The organism is Neobacillus sp. S1227 (assembly GCF_055385255.1).
The window spans coordinates 1,040,660-1,056,286 of record NZ_AP038276.1; the positions used below are offsets into that span (position 1 = coordinate 1,040,660).

13 protein-coding genes and 1 pseudogene are annotated in these 15,627 nt (G+C 41.5%); 10 read left to right on the top strand and 4 right to left on the bottom strand.

The window, feature by feature from the left end; all coding sequences use genetic code 11:
* The first annotated feature begins 301 nt into the window (after nt 1–301).
* Nucleotides 302–1,633, top strand: coding sequence for a GntT/GntP/DsdX family permease (locus ACZ5AE_RS05265; RefSeq protein WP_464570142.1), 1,332 nt, complete (start codon nt 302–304; stop codon nt 1,631–1,633).
* A 44-nt stretch (nt 1,634–1,677) separates the two neighbouring features.
* Here the strand turns inward: ACZ5AE_RS05265 and ACZ5AE_RS05270 are convergent, their stop codons facing one another.
* Both ACZ5AE_RS05270 and gntK read right to left on the bottom strand, forming a co-directional pair.
* On the bottom strand, nt 1,678–2,523 hold the full coding sequence (locus tag ACZ5AE_RS05270) for a MurR/RpiR family transcriptional regulator (RefSeq protein ID WP_464570144.1): 846 nt from the start codon (nt 2,521–2,523) through the stop codon (nt 1,678–1,680).
* Between the two features lie 6 nt (nt 2,524–2,529).
* Nucleotides 2,530–4,074: a gluconokinase gene (gntK, locus tag ACZ5AE_RS05275; protein ID WP_464570146.1), complete on the bottom strand. Its 1,545-nt coding sequence runs from the start codon at nt 4,072–4,074 to the stop codon at nt 2,530–2,532.
* Nucleotides 4,075–4,294: 220 nt separating this feature from the next.
* Between gntK and ACZ5AE_RS05280 the strand changes: the two genes are divergently transcribed.
* From ACZ5AE_RS05280 to ACZ5AE_RS05290, 3 genes are all read left to right on the top strand, one after another.
* Entirely contained in the window at nt 4,295–5,038 is a 744-nt protein-coding gene (locus ACZ5AE_RS05280) for an alpha/beta hydrolase (RefSeq protein ID WP_464570148.1), read from the top strand.
* A 70-nt stretch (nt 5,039–5,108) separates the two neighbouring features.
* Complete coding sequence (locus tag ACZ5AE_RS05285; RefSeq protein ID WP_213146516.1) at nt 5,109–5,339, top strand: hypothetical protein; 231 nt, start codon at nt 5,109–5,111, stop codon at nt 5,337–5,339.
* A 278-nt stretch (nt 5,340–5,617) separates the two neighbouring features.
* The gene (locus tag ACZ5AE_RS05290; RefSeq protein WP_464570150.1) at nt 5,618–6,586 is read left to right on the top strand and encodes a ring-cleaving dioxygenase; all 969 of its coding nucleotides are present in this window, start codon (nt 5,618–5,620) and stop codon (nt 6,584–6,586) included.
* Between the two features lie 80 nt (nt 6,587–6,666).
* On the opposite strand, the gene ACZ5AE_RS05295 is transcribed toward ACZ5AE_RS05290, so the two are convergent.
* Together ACZ5AE_RS05295 and ACZ5AE_RS05300 are read right to left on the bottom strand one after the other, a co-directional pair.
* The gene (locus ACZ5AE_RS05295; RefSeq protein ID WP_464570152.1) at nt 6,667–6,870 is read right to left on the bottom strand and encodes a YbdD/YjiX family protein; all 204 of its coding nucleotides are present in this window, start codon (nt 6,868–6,870) and stop codon (nt 6,667–6,669) included.
* The gene (locus ACZ5AE_RS05300; RefSeq protein WP_464570154.1) at nt 6,863–8,938 is read right to left on the bottom strand and encodes a carbon starvation CstA family protein; all 2,076 of its coding nucleotides are present in this window, start codon (nt 8,936–8,938) and stop codon (nt 6,863–6,865) included. Before ACZ5AE_RS05300 ends, ACZ5AE_RS05295 begins: the two co-directional genes overlap by 8 nt.
* Nucleotides 8,939–9,125: 187 nt before the next feature.
* Between ACZ5AE_RS05300 and ACZ5AE_RS05305 the strand changes: the two genes are divergently transcribed.
* The 6 genes and pseudogenes from ACZ5AE_RS05305 to ACZ5AE_RS05330 all read left to right on the top strand — a co-directional run bounded on the left by ACZ5AE_RS05305 (nt 9,126) and on the right by ACZ5AE_RS05330 (nt 15,515).
* A complete protein-coding gene (locus ACZ5AE_RS05305; protein WP_464570156.1) occupies nt 9,126–9,887 on the top strand; it encodes a threonine/serine exporter family protein in 762 nt (253 codons plus the stop codon).
* A gap of 16 nt (nt 9,888–9,903) precedes the next feature.
* Nucleotides 9,904–10,350 (top strand): threonine/serine exporter family protein, encoded by a 447-nt coding sequence (locus tag ACZ5AE_RS05310; protein WP_464570158.1) that lies wholly within the window; start codon nt 9,904–9,906, stop codon nt 10,348–10,350.
* 169 nt (nt 10,351–10,519) lie between these two features.
* Nucleotides 10,520–11,263: a C39 family peptidase gene (locus ACZ5AE_RS05315; protein ID WP_464570160.1), complete on the top strand. Its 744-nt coding sequence runs from the start codon at nt 10,520–10,522 to the stop codon at nt 11,261–11,263.
* A gap of 471 nt (nt 11,264–11,734) precedes the next feature.
* Nucleotides 11,735–13,231, top strand: coding sequence for an amidase family protein (locus ACZ5AE_RS05320; RefSeq protein WP_464570162.1), 1,497 nt, complete (start codon nt 11,735–11,737; stop codon nt 13,229–13,231).
* Nucleotides 13,232–13,362: 131 nt separating this feature from the next.
* Nucleotides 13,363–13,737 (top strand): annotated as a pseudogene (locus ACZ5AE_RS05325) (hypothetical protein); the annotation flags it as partial.
* Between the two features lie 362 nt (nt 13,738–14,099).
* Entirely contained in the window at nt 14,100–15,515 is a 1,416-nt protein-coding gene (locus ACZ5AE_RS05330; RefSeq protein ID WP_464570164.1) for an amino acid permease, read from the top strand.
* Nucleotides 15,516–15,627 lie beyond the last annotated feature (112 nt).

Here is a 15,627-nt window from a genome sequence, read left to right on the forward strand (position 1 = left end):
TTATTTCGCTTCTCTAAATATTATTTTACCGAAATTTCAGAAAAATTTAAATAGGAAATTTGTTGTCTCCATTATTCCAGGTGGGAGGCTTAAGTATAACTATGCATTTTTTGAAAAATAATAAGGTGACATTTAGGGAATTAAGAGATTGTATCCTGATGATGGATACTATTTATATGATAAATATTTTTTTCAAAAAATGTATTGATTCAAGAAATATTTTTCCGTATAATGAGTCTTGCTTGAAACTGCTTTCATATCATTTATTATGTTAATACATCACAGAAGGGTGGCAGTTATTATGGATGCATATTTGTTACTCATTACACTGCTGGCAATCATCATTGTCATATTAGGAGTTTCTTTGTTTAAATGGCATGCATTTATTAGTTTAATGGTCGCAGCGCTATTCTTGGCTATCTTCTCCGGAATGAGCTGGGATAAAATTGTCGCTTCATATGAAGCAGGGGTAGGAGGAGTGTTAGGACACTTAGTAGGCATTTTGGCATTAGGGACAATTCTAGGTAAAATGCTTGCTGAATCTGGGGCAGGATTGCAAATCGCTAATTTCTTTATTAAGGCATTTGGCGAAAAGAAGCTTCCATGGGCGATGTTTTTCTCAGGCTTCATTATCGGTATTCCAGTATTCTTTGAAGTTGGAATTTTAATTCTGTTACCGCTGGTTATTTCCATTCAAAAAGCGTCTAAACAAAATATTTTATTGATTGGTCTGCCAGCCATTGCAGGTTTGTCCATTACACACGGTCTTGTTCCGCCGCATCCAGGGGCGATTGCGGCAATTGGAATTTATGGGGCTAATCTTGGTAAAGTATTGCTATATTCTTTAATTATTGCAATTCCAGCGGGGATTATTGGCGGACCGTTATTTGCATGGATTATTAATAAACGGGTAGTCCCAACCGGCGAACCAACCTTGGTGAAAATTGACGATCATGCCGATAAAAAGTCTATTCCAAGTGTTGGTATTTCCTTCCTATCAATTTTAATGCCGGTCATTTTAATGATTTTAGGAACAGCAGCGCCTTATCTGCATCTTTCAACCGGTGCGCAAAAAGTGTTGTCCTTTATCGGCAGCCCGGTCATCGCTCTTTTGATTTCTTGTTTCTTGGCTTTTTATTTCCTTGGCTTCCGTCATGGAATGGATAGGAACTTAATTAAGAAACTCGTGGAAGAATGTATTATACCAGTCGGTTCAATTATTTTAATTATTGGTGCCGGCGGCGGATTTAAGCAAATTCTGATTGACAGCGGCGTGGCGAAAGTTATTGCTGACATGTCTCAGGATTTAAATATATCTCCACTCGTTCTGGCCTTTTTGATTGCCGGTTTAATCCGGATTGCAACCGGCTCAGCAACAGTAGCATTAACGACTGCTGCCGGAATCGTCGCACCAATTGTTGCCGGAATGTCCGGAGTCAATTTAGAATTGCTGGTTATTGTAACGGGTGCAGGTTCATTAATGTTCTCTCATGTGAATGACGCTGGCTTCTGGATGGTGAAAGAATACTTAGGGCTGTCTCTTGAAGAAACCTTTAAAACGTGGACGGTACTCGAAACTATTCTTGCCTTTGTCGCTTTCCTTGGGGCACTTATAGTGAATATGTTTGTCTAAGTAAAAAAGCAGAGGATGCCTCAAACAGGCATCCTCTTTTAGATTTATATTCGTGTGTTAGAAATGGCTTCTCTAACTTTATCAAGTGAGTTTTTGGCCTTTTCCTTATTGCGGATCATCATGTTGACATAAAGAGCGTCTATCAGGCTTAATTGGCCGATTCTCGAAGACAGTGCTTCAGAGCGGTATTCGGTCTCTTCAGAGCTTGTAAAAAGAGCAACATCCACGTTTTGCCCAATTGGTGATTTTGGATAACTAGTAATACCAATTGTCTTGGCGCCATTTTTTTGCGCTGTTTTTAAAATATTGATGGTGTCTTTGTTTGTTCCCGAATGAGAAATCACCACAGCCACATCTTTTTCGCCAAGCTGAGAGGCAGACATAAGCTGAAAATGGGAATCGATAAAGGCAAATGCTTTAATCCCTGTCCGGACAAACTTGTGGAAAGCATCCATGGCGATCACATTTGAGCCGCCCGTTCCATAGAACTCAACCCGGTCAGCCTGCAATAATAAATCAACTGCCTTTTGAATAGAAGGCCCATCGAGAATCTGCAAGGTGTTTTCCAATGCTCTAATATTGGATTGGAAAATTTTCACTGCTACCGTCTTCTCAGTATCATCTTCCTTAATTTCTTCATGAATCTGTTGAATAGGTTCAAATATTTCAGAAGCGAGGGCAATTTTCATTGCCTGGTACCCCTTGAAGCCAATCCTTTTGCAAAACCGAAAAACAGTGGCATCGGCGACATTCAAATCCTCTGCCACTTCGTTAATGGTGTTATGAATGATTTTTTCAGGACTGTCCAAGATGTAGTCAGCAATCTTTTTTTCTTTTTCACTAAGTCTAGCATAATAAGAACGAATTTTTCCCAGACAGTTTTCCAGCATTGGTGATTACCTTACCCATTTTTGCTGGAAGCTGCTGATGGCGCTGTATTCTTCGCTTAACAAACGGGAAAGGCGGATATAAATCGGGATTAGATCCTGATAAATTTCCACGTTCTCTTCAATCGGTTGATGGGCATGGGTAGAACCGACCAACTCCGACATAATTGAGAAATCTTCAATCTCCCCAAGTGCATACATGCCAAGAACAATAGCACCTAGGCAGGAACTTTCAAAGCTTTCCGGCACGACCACTTCCTGATTAAAAATATCAGCCATCATCTGTCTCCACAATTCTGACCGGGCAAACCCGCCAGTTGCTTGAATCTTTTGCGGAACGCCAATCATTTCCTGCAGGGCTAGCATAACGGTATATAAATTTAGAATGACACCTTCAAGGACAGAACGAATCATATGCTCTTTTTTGTGATGAAGGCCAAGTCCAAAAAACGAACCGCGGGCATTGGCGTTCCATAAAGGTGCACGTTCACCCGCCAAATACGGATGGAAAATGAGCCCCTCTGCACCTGGTGAGACCCTGTCGGCAATTTTCGTTAAGACATCGTAAGGGTCGATGCCTAGGCGTTTTGCCGTTTCAATCTCAGACCAGCCAAGCTGATCGCGAACCCAGCGGAAGGTCATCCCTCCGTTGTTGACTGGACCGCCGACAACCCAATGATTTTCAGTTAATGCATAACAGAAAATTCTTCCTTTTGGATCGGTCACTGGCTTGTCCGTTACAGTCCGAATCGCGCCGCTGGTGCCAATCGTGACAGCCATTACTCCTGGGTCAATGGCGTTGACGCCAAGATTGGAGAGAACGCCGTCACTTGCTCCAACTACAAATGGAGTGTTCCCTGATATTCCAAGCTCCTCGGCATATTCATTTTTTAAGCCGGTCAAATAAAACTTTGTTGAAACTGGCTCAGGCAATTGTTCGGTGGTAATACCGGCAACGCTCAGTGCTTCTGCATCCCAATTAAGCTGTTTGAGGTTAAACAGCCCTGTGGCAGAGGCGATGGAATAATCCATAACATAACGATTAAACAGCTTAAAGAATATGTACTCTTTTATGCCGATAAATTTGCTGGTTTTGCTGAAGATTTCAGGATGGTCCTCTTTTAACCAAGTAATTTTAGCGAGCGGTGACATAGGATGAATTGGTGTCCCGGTTCGACGATAGATGGCAAGCCCATTTAATTCGTTTTTAATTTTTTCAGCTGTTTCCGTAGCGCGGCTATCTGCCCACGTAATGCAGCGGGTAATTGGTTTACCTTTATCATCCATGGCGATCAGGCTGTGCATAGCGGAACTAAAGGAAACAAGCTTAAGCTGTTCCGTATTGATTTCGCCCTTTTTGACAGCTGCTTTCATCGTTTCCAGGACAGCTTGGAAAATTTCCTCCGGATCCTGTTCTGCAATGGATGGAGCAGGGCTGTATAAAGGATATTCAACATGATGCATGCTGATAACTTTCCCTTTGTCCGCAAAAAGAACTGCCTTTGTACTTGTTGTACCAATATCAACACCGAGATAGTATGAGGTTTTAGTCATTGGGTTAATCTCCTTTATGAAGCGTTATTGTATAGTTCGAAAAATTTTTACTCCATTATCATTATATAAGAAAAAATATTCCCGCACACTACAATTTGTCCTATAACTATTGTTAAACATACATAAAGAGATTATTAGATAGTTTTATAAAAGAAAGGGAAAAAGGTATTTGCAGCGAATATTTTAAACGTATATGAAAATTTATACGGGAGGGAAGTTCATGTCTGAAAAATATCCAGTTCTAGAAGGTGCTGAACCGTTTTATTTTGAAGGAAATCGTGTCGGTATCTTGGTCTCACATGGTTTTACGGGGTCCACCCAAAGCATGCGCCCGCTTGGGGAGGCTTATGCCAAAGCAGGCTACACGGTGTGCGGGCCGCGCTTAAAAGGGCACGGAACACATTATGAAGATATGGAGCAAACAACATATCAAGATTGGATTACTTCGGTAGAGGAAGCTTACCAGTGGCTACAGAAACGCTGTGACACGATTTTTGTGACTGGTTTATCAATGGGCGGAACATTAACCTTGTATATGGCTGAAACCCATCCGGAAATTCGCGCGATTATCCCTATTAATGCAGCTGTTGATATTCCGGCCATGTTACCAGTCCGCCAATTAGAAGATGTACGTTATTTAGATGCAATCGGTTCAGATATTAAAAAGCCGGGTGTCGTGGAACTTGCCTATGAAAAAACACCGGTTCAATCTGTGAAGGAAATCTTGACCTTTATGGAAGAGGTAAAAGCAACCCTTCACAAAATTACCTGCCCGGTATTAATTTTTGTTTCTGATGAAGACCATGTCGTCCCGCCGGATAATTCGCAAATCATTTATGATGACATTCGCTCAGAGGTTAAAGGACTTCATCGGTTGAAAGACAGCTATCATGTGGCCACACTTGATAACGACCAGCAGGTAATTATCGAAAAAACATTAAAATTTATCGAAAAAAATCTTTAATGGAGACAATTTTTTTGTCTCTTTTTTTGTTGCATTTTTGGAACAATATTTAGTGAAGGAGTGATTTTGCGTGAATCATTGTGAAACTTTTTTGCGAAGTAAAAACTGGATTGATAATGATTTGGATGCCAGGTACATAAATGTGAATCATCCCTATGCGATTCTGATTTCAGAGGATGAAGGGATGATTACGTTAAGGGGAAACACCGGTTTTGATAATGGCCAGAATGGAGAAGAAATCTTCTCTTTTACCTCATTACAAGAATTGCAGGAATGGTTTGAGAACAATATTGGGGAGTAGATTTTAGCTACAAAGCCACCAGGAATGGATGGCCCGCAGTTATGTCCCATAAGAACGTAAAACTCTCGCTTTCGTAAACCAAGTGGGAGTTTGTTTTCATTTAGTCGCTAATAGAAAGTCTATTGACATGTAAATGTAAAAGGGTTACTATTATCTCAACTTCAAGATATCCTGTTTAGGGTAATTGAAGGTTATATTCGAAATAATATCTCGAATTCGAGATAATTGCATTTATTCTAACCGACTTTGAAAAAATAAGAGTGTAAGGAGTGGAAGAAATGAAACTTTTAGGGTTACATCATGTATCGATTTTGACCGGAAATGCAGAAAAAAATTATGAGTTTTATACAAAAATCTTAGGAATGCGATTGGTGAAGAAAACGGTAAACCAAGATGATACATCGTCTTATCATCTTTTCTATGCGGATGGAGAAGGAAATCCCGGTACTGAGGTGACCTTTTTTGACATTCCTAATCTTGGAAGTTCATATAGGGGAACTTCAGATATTTCCACTGTATCCTTAAGAGTTCCAACAACCAATTCTTTATTGTTTTGGAAGGAACGATTAAAACAAGCAGGTGTACAACATGATAATATTGAAAAAAGAGCAAATCGAGATACATTAGCCTTCAAGGATTTCGATGGGACTCGTTTAATACTTGTCGCCGATAATGGTGAAGAAGGTGTTAGGCCGGGGGTTCCTTGGATAAGGGAAGATATTCCAACGGAACACGCCATTATAGGTTTAGGGCCTGTTACCCTCACTGTTGGGGTTGCCGAACCAACTGTTGGTGTGCTAACTGAAGTAATGGGGTTTCGATATGTGGGATCATACCCATCACTTGAAGGAGATTTTCCTGAAATATTAGTTTATGCAACAGGTGAAGGAGGCAGTGGTGCAGAAGTGCATATTGAAAGAAGGCCTGATTTGCCAAAAGCCCGATTAGGCCGTGGGGGAGTTCATCATGTTGCTTTCCGCGTTCCAAATGAAGATGAATATAATCAATGGGCACAACGTTTAAAGGATTATCGTTTGCCGAACTCAGGAAAAGTAGAACGTTACTATTTTAAAGCACTATATTTCAGAGAACCAAATGGCATTTTGTTTGAATTATCAACAGATGAGCCAGGCTTTGCAAAAGATGAACCGATGGAAACAATGGGTCAAAAGCTGGCACTGCCGCCATTTTTGGAGACTCGCCGAAAAGAGATAGAAGAAAAGCTGAGACCGCTGGATCTAAATTAAACTTTCCGCAATTACTGCCGCCAATTAATAAAAAAACAGCCTAAAAACCCGTCCTCGGGTATTAGGCTGTTTTGTCTGTTTTAACAGCAGCGTGAAACTTTACCGCCCTTTGCATTGTAACGCGCATCCTGAGCCTCGCAGAAGAATTCCTTCCGAGTTTTAATCGGCTCGTCAGGATGGTGTGATTCCATATGGGCTACATATGTTTCATAGCTTGGAACCCCAACCAGCAAACTAACAAATTGCTTACGGTAAGCGTTTAGCTTTCTCAAGCGACTAAGCATATTTCTTCAAATCCCCTTCGGTACGAGGTATAAAAGGTTCTTCGTGTACCGGTAATTTTTTTCCGTTTAACACCTGCAGCCAAATTCGAATAGCCGCGATTAATACCAATATGACAACAACCATGAAAATGGCCGTTAGTGTGGCATCCACGTAATCATTGATCAGTACCTGATTCATTTGTCCTGGAGAAGTTGCTGGTGCCAGAACCTTGCCGGCATCATTTGCCTCTTTGAAAATCTTGGCATGAGCAAGGAAGCCGATTTTTGGATTTTCATGGAATAGCTTTTGCCAGCCTGCTGTTAGCGTAACGATTAACAGCCAAGCGGTCGGCAGCAGGGTAACCCATGCATACGCTTTTTTGCCCATTTTAAAGAGAATCGTAGTTCCAAAGAGCAGGGCGATTCCAGCCAGCATTTGGTTGGCTATACCGAACAGCGGCCATAATGTATTAATGCCGCCAAGCGGGTCAATAACACCTTGATACAGGAAGTAACCCCAGAAAAGAACGCATAAAGCGGTTGCAATAAGATTTGGAAACAGCGCTTCAGTTTTCGCAAATGGTTTATAAACAGTCCCTAAAATATCCTGGATCATAAAGCGGCCAACACGAGTGCCGGCATCTATCGTTGTTAAGATGAACAATGCTTCGAAAAGAATCGCAAAATGGTACCAAAATGCCATTAATGCCTTTCCACCGATGACTTTTGAGAAAATAACCGCCATACCAATCGCTAGGGTCGGGGCACCGCCAGTTCTCGAGAGAATCGAAGCTTCCCCTACATCCTTAGCATAATTCGCTAAATCTTGAGGAGAGACCGTAAAGCCCCAGCTGGATACAACAGAAGCAGCTTGGGTAACGTCAGTTCCGATTAAGGCTGCTGGACTGTTAATTGCAAAATATACACCAGGATGCAGCACACAGGCAGCAATCATCGCCATAACGGCAACAAACGATTCTGTCAGCATCGCACCATAGCCGATTGGACGGGCGTGTGATTCCGTTTCAATCATCTTAGGCGTTGTACCGGAGGAAACTAAGGCATGGAATCCGGATACAGAACCGCAGGCAATAGTAATAAATAAGAACGGAAAGAGGTTTCCTGCAAATACTGGTCCAGTTCCATCAATAAAGTTCGTTACACCAGGCATTTCCAAATGTGGAGCAACTACGACAATACCAATGGCCAGTCCCATAATTGTGCCAACTTTTAAGAACGTACTTAAGTAGTCGCGCGGTGCAAGCAGCAGCCATACTGGCAATACTGATGCAACAAAACCATAAACAATCATCATAATCGCAATGGCTTCGCCTTTAAACGTAAACATGGCTGCTAACGTTGGATTCTCGGCAACTGTCTGTCCGAAAACTAACGCAAGTAATAGTAAAACAATACCGATGATGGATGCTTCGCCAACGCGGCCCGGACGGATAAACCGCATGTAAATTCCCATTAATATTGCAATCGGAATCGTTGCTGCGATCGTGAACATTCCCCAAGGGCTTCCTACAAGCGCTTTTACGACGACGAGGGCTAAAACCGCTAATAAAATAACCATGATTCCTAAAATCCCAATCATCGCAATGACACCTGTAACTTTGCCCATTTCTTCTTTAATCATTTCACCGAGTGATTTACCATTACGGCGCATGGATGCGAAAAGAATAACAAAGTCTTGAACAGCACCGGCCAAAACAACACCAACGACAATCCAAAGAGTTCCAGGCAAATATCCCATTTGGGCTGCGAGAATAGGACCAACTAAGGGACCTGCACCGGCAATAGCAGCGAAATGGTGACCAAATAAAACCCATTTGTTGGTTGGAACAAAATCTTTTCCGTCGTTATGAATTTCAGCAGGGGTTTTCCTTTTATCGTTTAATTGAAAGACTTTTTCCGCGATAAACTTGCTGTAAAAACGATAAGCAATGGCATACACGCAGACAGCTGCTGTTAACAGCCAAATGGCACTGATGCTTTCGCCTCTGTTTAAGGCCATGACTGCAAAACCTGCTGCTCCTAGGGCGGCGATGACTCCCCAGATCAAAACCGATTTAAGCGCTTTCATTGATATTCCCACCTTTCACGATTAAAATCAATACTATTATATTTCATTCTTTTTTGTATTCAAGAGAATTTTTGTGAATTTTTTAAAAATAGTAAAAATTAATCATAAACGGAGTGAAAATTGCCTTAAAACTTGTTTTTGAATTAAACTATTAATCAAATGTTGAAATTGATGTGGTGAGATATAGATGAATAATGAATCAGAACGAACGTATGAAATCATGGAGGTTTGTCTTCTTGCGGGGAAGATTATGCTGCAGAGCGGCGGGGAGACCTATCGGGTGGAAGATACAATGATGCGGATGGCAGCCTCGTTCGGGATTGAAAAGTCACATAGCTATGTTACGCCAACAGGCATTATTTTTTCCGCTGAAGGGTCCGAACCTACAAAAACCAAGCTGATCAGAATTTCAGAGCGTTCGACAGATTTAGAGAAGGTCGCTATCGTGAATAGTATTTCTCGAAAAATATCAAACGGTGATTTGGATAGTAAAGAGGCGATGAAACAGCTAAAGGAAATTGAAGACAAGGACCTTTTCTTCCCATTCAGGATACAGGTCGCGGCAGCCTCTTTGGCAAGCGGTTGTTTTATGATTATGTTTATGGGAGAATGGAATGATTTTTTGCCTTCAATGATTGCCGGTGGTGCAGGTTATTTAAGTTTTGTTTATTTCCATCGCTTCGTGCCGATCAAGTTTTTCTCTGAGTTTCTGGCTTCATTCGTGATTGGGCTACTTTCCTTGCTTTTTGTAATAATCGGCGTTGGCCATCAACTGGATAAAATCATCATTGGGTCAGTCATGCCGTTAGTTCCCGGCTTATTAGTGACCAACGCCATTAGAGACTTAATGGCAGGTCACCTGGTTTCCGGATTATCAAAAGGTGCCGAAGCGTTTCTAACAGCCTTTGCCATTGGGGCTGGAATTGCCGTAATACTGAAATTCTTGTGAGTGAGGTCTTGGGAAAGTGGATATTTTAGCTCAGGTTATAACCAGCTTTATTGCAACAGGGGCATTTGGCATCCTATTTAATGCACCAAAGAATACCTTAGTGAAATGTGGTTTGATTGGTGCAGGCGGCTGGCTGGTTTATTATCTTGTAGATGGGTATTATGATGATCCTGTTTTAGGGACATTACTGGCGACGATCTTTATAGCTGTACTTAGCCAGGAATTGGCAAAGTTATATAAAACCCCTGTGATTATTTTTAGTGTTGCGGGAATTATTCCATTAGTTCCGGGGGGACTCGCATATAATGCCATGAGAAATTTTGTGGAGGAGAATTATAACACGGCACTTGGGTCTGCTGCTCAGGTTTTGATGCTTGCGGGCACCATCGCTTTTGGGTTAGTTTTCTCCGAAGTGATCAACCAAGTGATCCGGAAAATCAATGAAAGAAAGGTGAAAATATAAATTTTTTCTAAGAGGCTGTCCTTTCATCTATCTTAATATCTGATACAGCCTCTGGATTTCATTTGGAAACTTTTCCTCTTTTAGGTTCTTTTAATGTTTGGTATAGTAATATATTAATATATTAGTACAATATTTAAATTGAAAAGATTACAGGAAAGGTATTTCAAATATGAAGAAAACGATTATTGTTCTTATTGTTATCATAGCGACTCTTTTTGGTACAAAAACCATCATTGGGGTTCAAGCAATTAGATCGGCAACAGAATCGATTTTGGAAGCACCGCCTCTAAAAACACGCCAGATAGCGCTTCAAAAAGATAGTCCTATTTTACCTGAGAGCAGACTGCTTGATGTCCCGTTGATTAATCAAATGGATAAGCCGCTGCTCTATAATGGCTGTGAAGTGACAAGCCTTGCAATGGTAATGCAATATAATGGAATCAAAGTGACTAAAAATGAACTTGCTGAAAATATTAAAACAGTTCCGTTTACTTACAGAAATGGTCTAAAAGGAAATCCAAATACCGGATTTGTTGGAGATATGGCACACGGGCCGGGACTTGGGGTGTACAATGGCCCCGTTTACGAGCTTGCAAAAAAATATGCTGGGGAACGTGCCATAAATTTAACGGGCAGTCCATTTACAGACCTGTTGAAAAAAGTAAACCAAGGACATCCAGTATGGATTATCACGACCGTAAACTATGCTCCAGTAAACGTATTTCAAACCTGGAATACCCCAGAGGGAAAAATCGATATCACCTTCAGCGAACACAGCGTAGTCATCACCGGCTACGACCAGTCCTACATCTACATCAATGACCCATACGGTACAAAGAATAAAAAGTTAAACCGCGAAAACTTTATCAATGCCTGGGAGCAAATGGGCAAACAAGCGATAGTGATCCAATAGTATCCCGAAAATTGGACGAAGGCAGAGGAATAGCTCCCCTGCCTTCTTTTGCTTATTTAGGATTTATCGTAACTTGAATTACTGCAAGTTCATTATGCTGTCTTAATGTAAAAATTTAAATATTTCTTAATTAAATATGCCGCGGTACAATTTCCACCAGTAGGTTTTATAAACCTAAACGATGTCAGCCCTACCTCTCTAACATCCTTACGGCTCCGAGGCCGTTCCAGTGTGAATAAGTCGTTCCGAAAAAACACGAGTGAAAAGCCAGTAAAATTCTTACATTGTGTATTCTCCATTTATTTCAAGTTACACAAATGAAAAGCGTGAGAATTAATAATACATGGTTAGCTGTAGTTTGTCAATAGTTATGTGAAAATGACTTCGTGGTTTCCGCCTTTTTAAAGAATTTCTATAAAAAGGGTATTTGGTTAGTAAATAGAAGTATTTATATAAAAGGAGGGGGACTGGATGGAAGGTTTTCATTATAAGGAATATGACGGACTTGGATTGGCGGGGTTGATAAAAAAGAAAGAAGTGAAACCGGCTGAGGTGCTTTCGGAAGCCATCAAAGCTATTGAGGAACATAACCCAAAGCTTAACGCTGTTATTAATAAATTTTACGAAAAGGCTGAAAAACAAGCGGAAAATGTTAATTTAGAGGGGACCTTTGCAGGTGTTCCGATGCTGTTAAAGGATATTGCTCAAGAAGTGAAAGGGGAGAAGATTACAGCTGGTTCCAGGGCGTATCAGGACTACCGGGCAAAAGCAGACTCCATTTATGTAAAGCAAGTGCGTAAGACGGGTGCAATATTAGTCGGGCAGACGAATGTACCGGAATTCGCTTTAATGGGCATTACCGAGCCGAAGTATTATGGACCTACCCGAAATCCATGGAATCTAGGGCATACACCGGGCGGTTCGAGCGGCGGTTCGGCAGCGGCGGTTGCAACGGGGATGGTACCGATTGCTGGAGCGAATGATGGCGGCGGGTCGATTCGGATTCCAGGTTCTTATTGCGGGCTTTTTGGGATGAAGCCAACAAGAGGCAGGACGCCGGTCGGTCCCGTTTTCGGCCGTCTATGGCAGGGGGCATCTGTTGACCATATCCTATCAAGAACGGTAAGAGATAGTGCGGCGATGCTTGATGAAATTAAGATTTACGAAAAAGCGGCTGCCTTTCATGCCCCGCCATTTGAAGGCTCCTACTTACAGCAGGTACAGGGCGGGCCAGCAGAGAAATTAACGATTGCTTTTTCAATCCGGTCTCCCTTAGGAGCGGAGGTTCACAAAGAATGTCAGGAGGCAGTCTATAAAACAGCAAGGCTGCTGGAATCAATGGGTCATAATGTGGTCGAAATCGGTCCGGCTGTGGACGGCAGGAAACTTGCAAAAAGCTATTTAACGATGTATTTCGGGGAAGTGGCTGCTACATTGACATCTTTAGAAGATGTCCTTGGCCGGAAAGCGAAGATGAGCGATGTAGAGTTGCCTACTTGGATTTTAGGGTTAGTAGGAAAGGCAACATCTGCTGACGAAATAGTTTTAAGTATTCGCGAATGGGACAATGCCGCCATTGCGATGGAGGCCTTTCATGAAACATACGACTTCTTTATGACGCCAACAACCGCCTTCCCTCCGGCAAAAATCGGGGAACTCGAGCCAACTGCTTCAGAAAAACTGGCGATGACTGCTGCAGGGAAGCTATCCCTGAGCGGTATTTTGAAGAAGGCCGGCACGGTCGAACAGGTAGCGGAAAATAATCTTAAGAGAACTCCTTTTACACAGCTTGCCAATTTAACCGGTCAGCCCGCGATGACAGTTCCGGTGCATCTCACCCCGGATGGACTGCCGGTCGGAGTACAATTCATGGCTGCCCGAGGACGGGAAGATTTATTGTATGCTCTAGCCGGACAGCTTGAACAAACAGATATATGGATTCCCGTGCAATCGAATCCGTTATTTTAATCGATTTGGTGAAGGGGCATAACGCCTGAATCAGATGAAAAACCGATGCTTCGGTTGTTTTGAAAAGTTTTTAACGCCCAAATACCTATCAACAAGCATGAAAAAAAGCATCCCAGATTTTACGGGGCAGATCGGAAGCAGCCGCGCGAATGACCTGTGAATATTTTGTAAAAAACAATGAAGGGTACAAGGTTACCGCTACCGCACTTGACCCAGACGGAACGGCAGTCAATTATGTTGAAAAAGAAGAATTCCGCAATGAGACGCTCGAAAAATATCATTCGCATATTGGATTTGAGATAAGGGAACTAACCGAACAGGGGAGCATTTTAATGGACCAGAAAGATATTTGGGAGCACGACGAAGTGCTGGCTGCCCTACATTCAGATATCATCTATATAAGAAAGGGAGAAAAGTTTTTAGAATTTGCGATGGACTCAAGGGAGATTGATGAAGATCGCAAATGCTATGTATACTATGGAACCTTTACCGGCAAATGCCGTTGACGTCGTAAAGATTTCCAGAGAAGAAAACCGCCTTTCCTGTCAACAAATTTTCAACATAAGAAGGAAAGTGCCGTTAATTTTCTTAATGTAAATGTAAAAACAGATGACATCAAGTTCGTTTGATGTCATCTGTTTTTTATTTAAGTAAACTATATCAAAATAAAGAAAAATATGAATAGTAATAAGTTTTCTTTTATGTTAATGCAATGTAAATCAAGTATATTACCAGTGTAATATTACCATTTTTTTATTTTATAAAAAAATATTGCTTTTTCATTAAAAAGATTATATTATACCGATGTAAATTTTATTTGTATTTTCAGAAGATTCGAACGTTTGCTTCGAGGAGGTTTATATAATAAATGGACTTATTTAGGAAGAAATCAATTCAGGAACTGATCCAGGAATCAGGGAAAAAAGGTGCTGCCTTAAGGAAGGAACTGGGGGCCTTTGACTTAACAATGCTTGGGATAGGGGCTATTATCGGGACCGGAATTTTTGTTGTCACTGGGGTGGCTGCTGCGGAACACGCTGGGCCAGCTCTTATTATTTCTTTTATCTTATCAGGTTTAGCCTGCATTTTTGCCGCACTTTGTTATGCGGAATTTGCTTCAAATGTACCGGTTTCCGGAAGTGCCTATACCTACAGCTACGCAACCTTTGGAGAATTAATCGCGTGGATCTTGGGCTGGGATTTAATTCTGGAATACGGCTTTGCATCAGCAGCGGTCGCAAGCGGCTGGTCTGGCTATTTCCAAGGTCTGCTTGCGGGGTTTGGGATTCATTTTCCGAAATCCATAACAAGTGCATTTGACCCGGCAAACGGAACATTTGTTGACATTCCTGCCATCATCATCGTCTTTTTACTTACTTTGCTTTTATCGCAGGGGGCAAAGAAATCTACTCGATTAAATAACATCATGGTAATTATCAAACTCGCTGTTGTTCTGTTATTTATTGGTGTTGGTGTATGGTATGTAAAGCCAGCTAACTGGACTCCTTTTATGCCATTTGGGTTCTCAGGTGTAGCAACTGGAGCGGCCACGATTTTCTTTGCATATATTGGCTTTGATGCTGTATCGACAGCTGCTGAGGAAGTTAAAAACCCGCAGCGCAACATGCCAATAGGTATCATTGCTTCACTGCTAGTTTGTACGGTTTTATATATTGTAGTTTCTGCTATCCTAACGGGAATTGTACCTTACAATCTGTTGGGGGTGAAAAACCCGGTTGCCTTTGCCTTAACCTATATCCATCAGGATTGGGTTGCCGGTTTCATTTCAATTGGGGCAATTACAGGGATTACAACGGTACTTCTAGTTTTACTTTACGGACAATCCCGTCTTTTCTATGCAATCGGTCGTGACGGACTGCTGCCAAAGGTGTTTTCCCAGGTAGATGAAAAGAAACAAACGCCGGTTGTAAACTCTTGGATCATTTGTTTATTGGTATCTGTTATTGCTGGATTTGTTCCATTAAGCAAACTGGCTGAATTAACTAACATTGGAACCTTGTTCGCGTTCATGACAGTTTCAGTTGGGATTTTATATCTTCGAAAAAACAACCAAGTACCTAAAACCGGCTTCAAAGTCCCGTTTGTACCGTATATTCCGATTTTGGCATTCTTGTTCTGCGGATATTTAGCGGTGCAGCTGCCGGCTATAACATGGATTAGTTTTGGTGTATGGCTGGTAATTGGATTGTTCGTCTACTTCGGCTATGGACGAAAGCATTCGACATTAAATAATTCATTTGGTCAATTGAAAAAGGTCAGCTAATATAAAGGGGAGTTCCAATCAAATGGGACTCCCCTTTAAATTTTCCCAATAACTAAATGTCGAAAATCATCGTATTTTTCATTTTTTTTATAATGTTATTCTAAAAAAATGG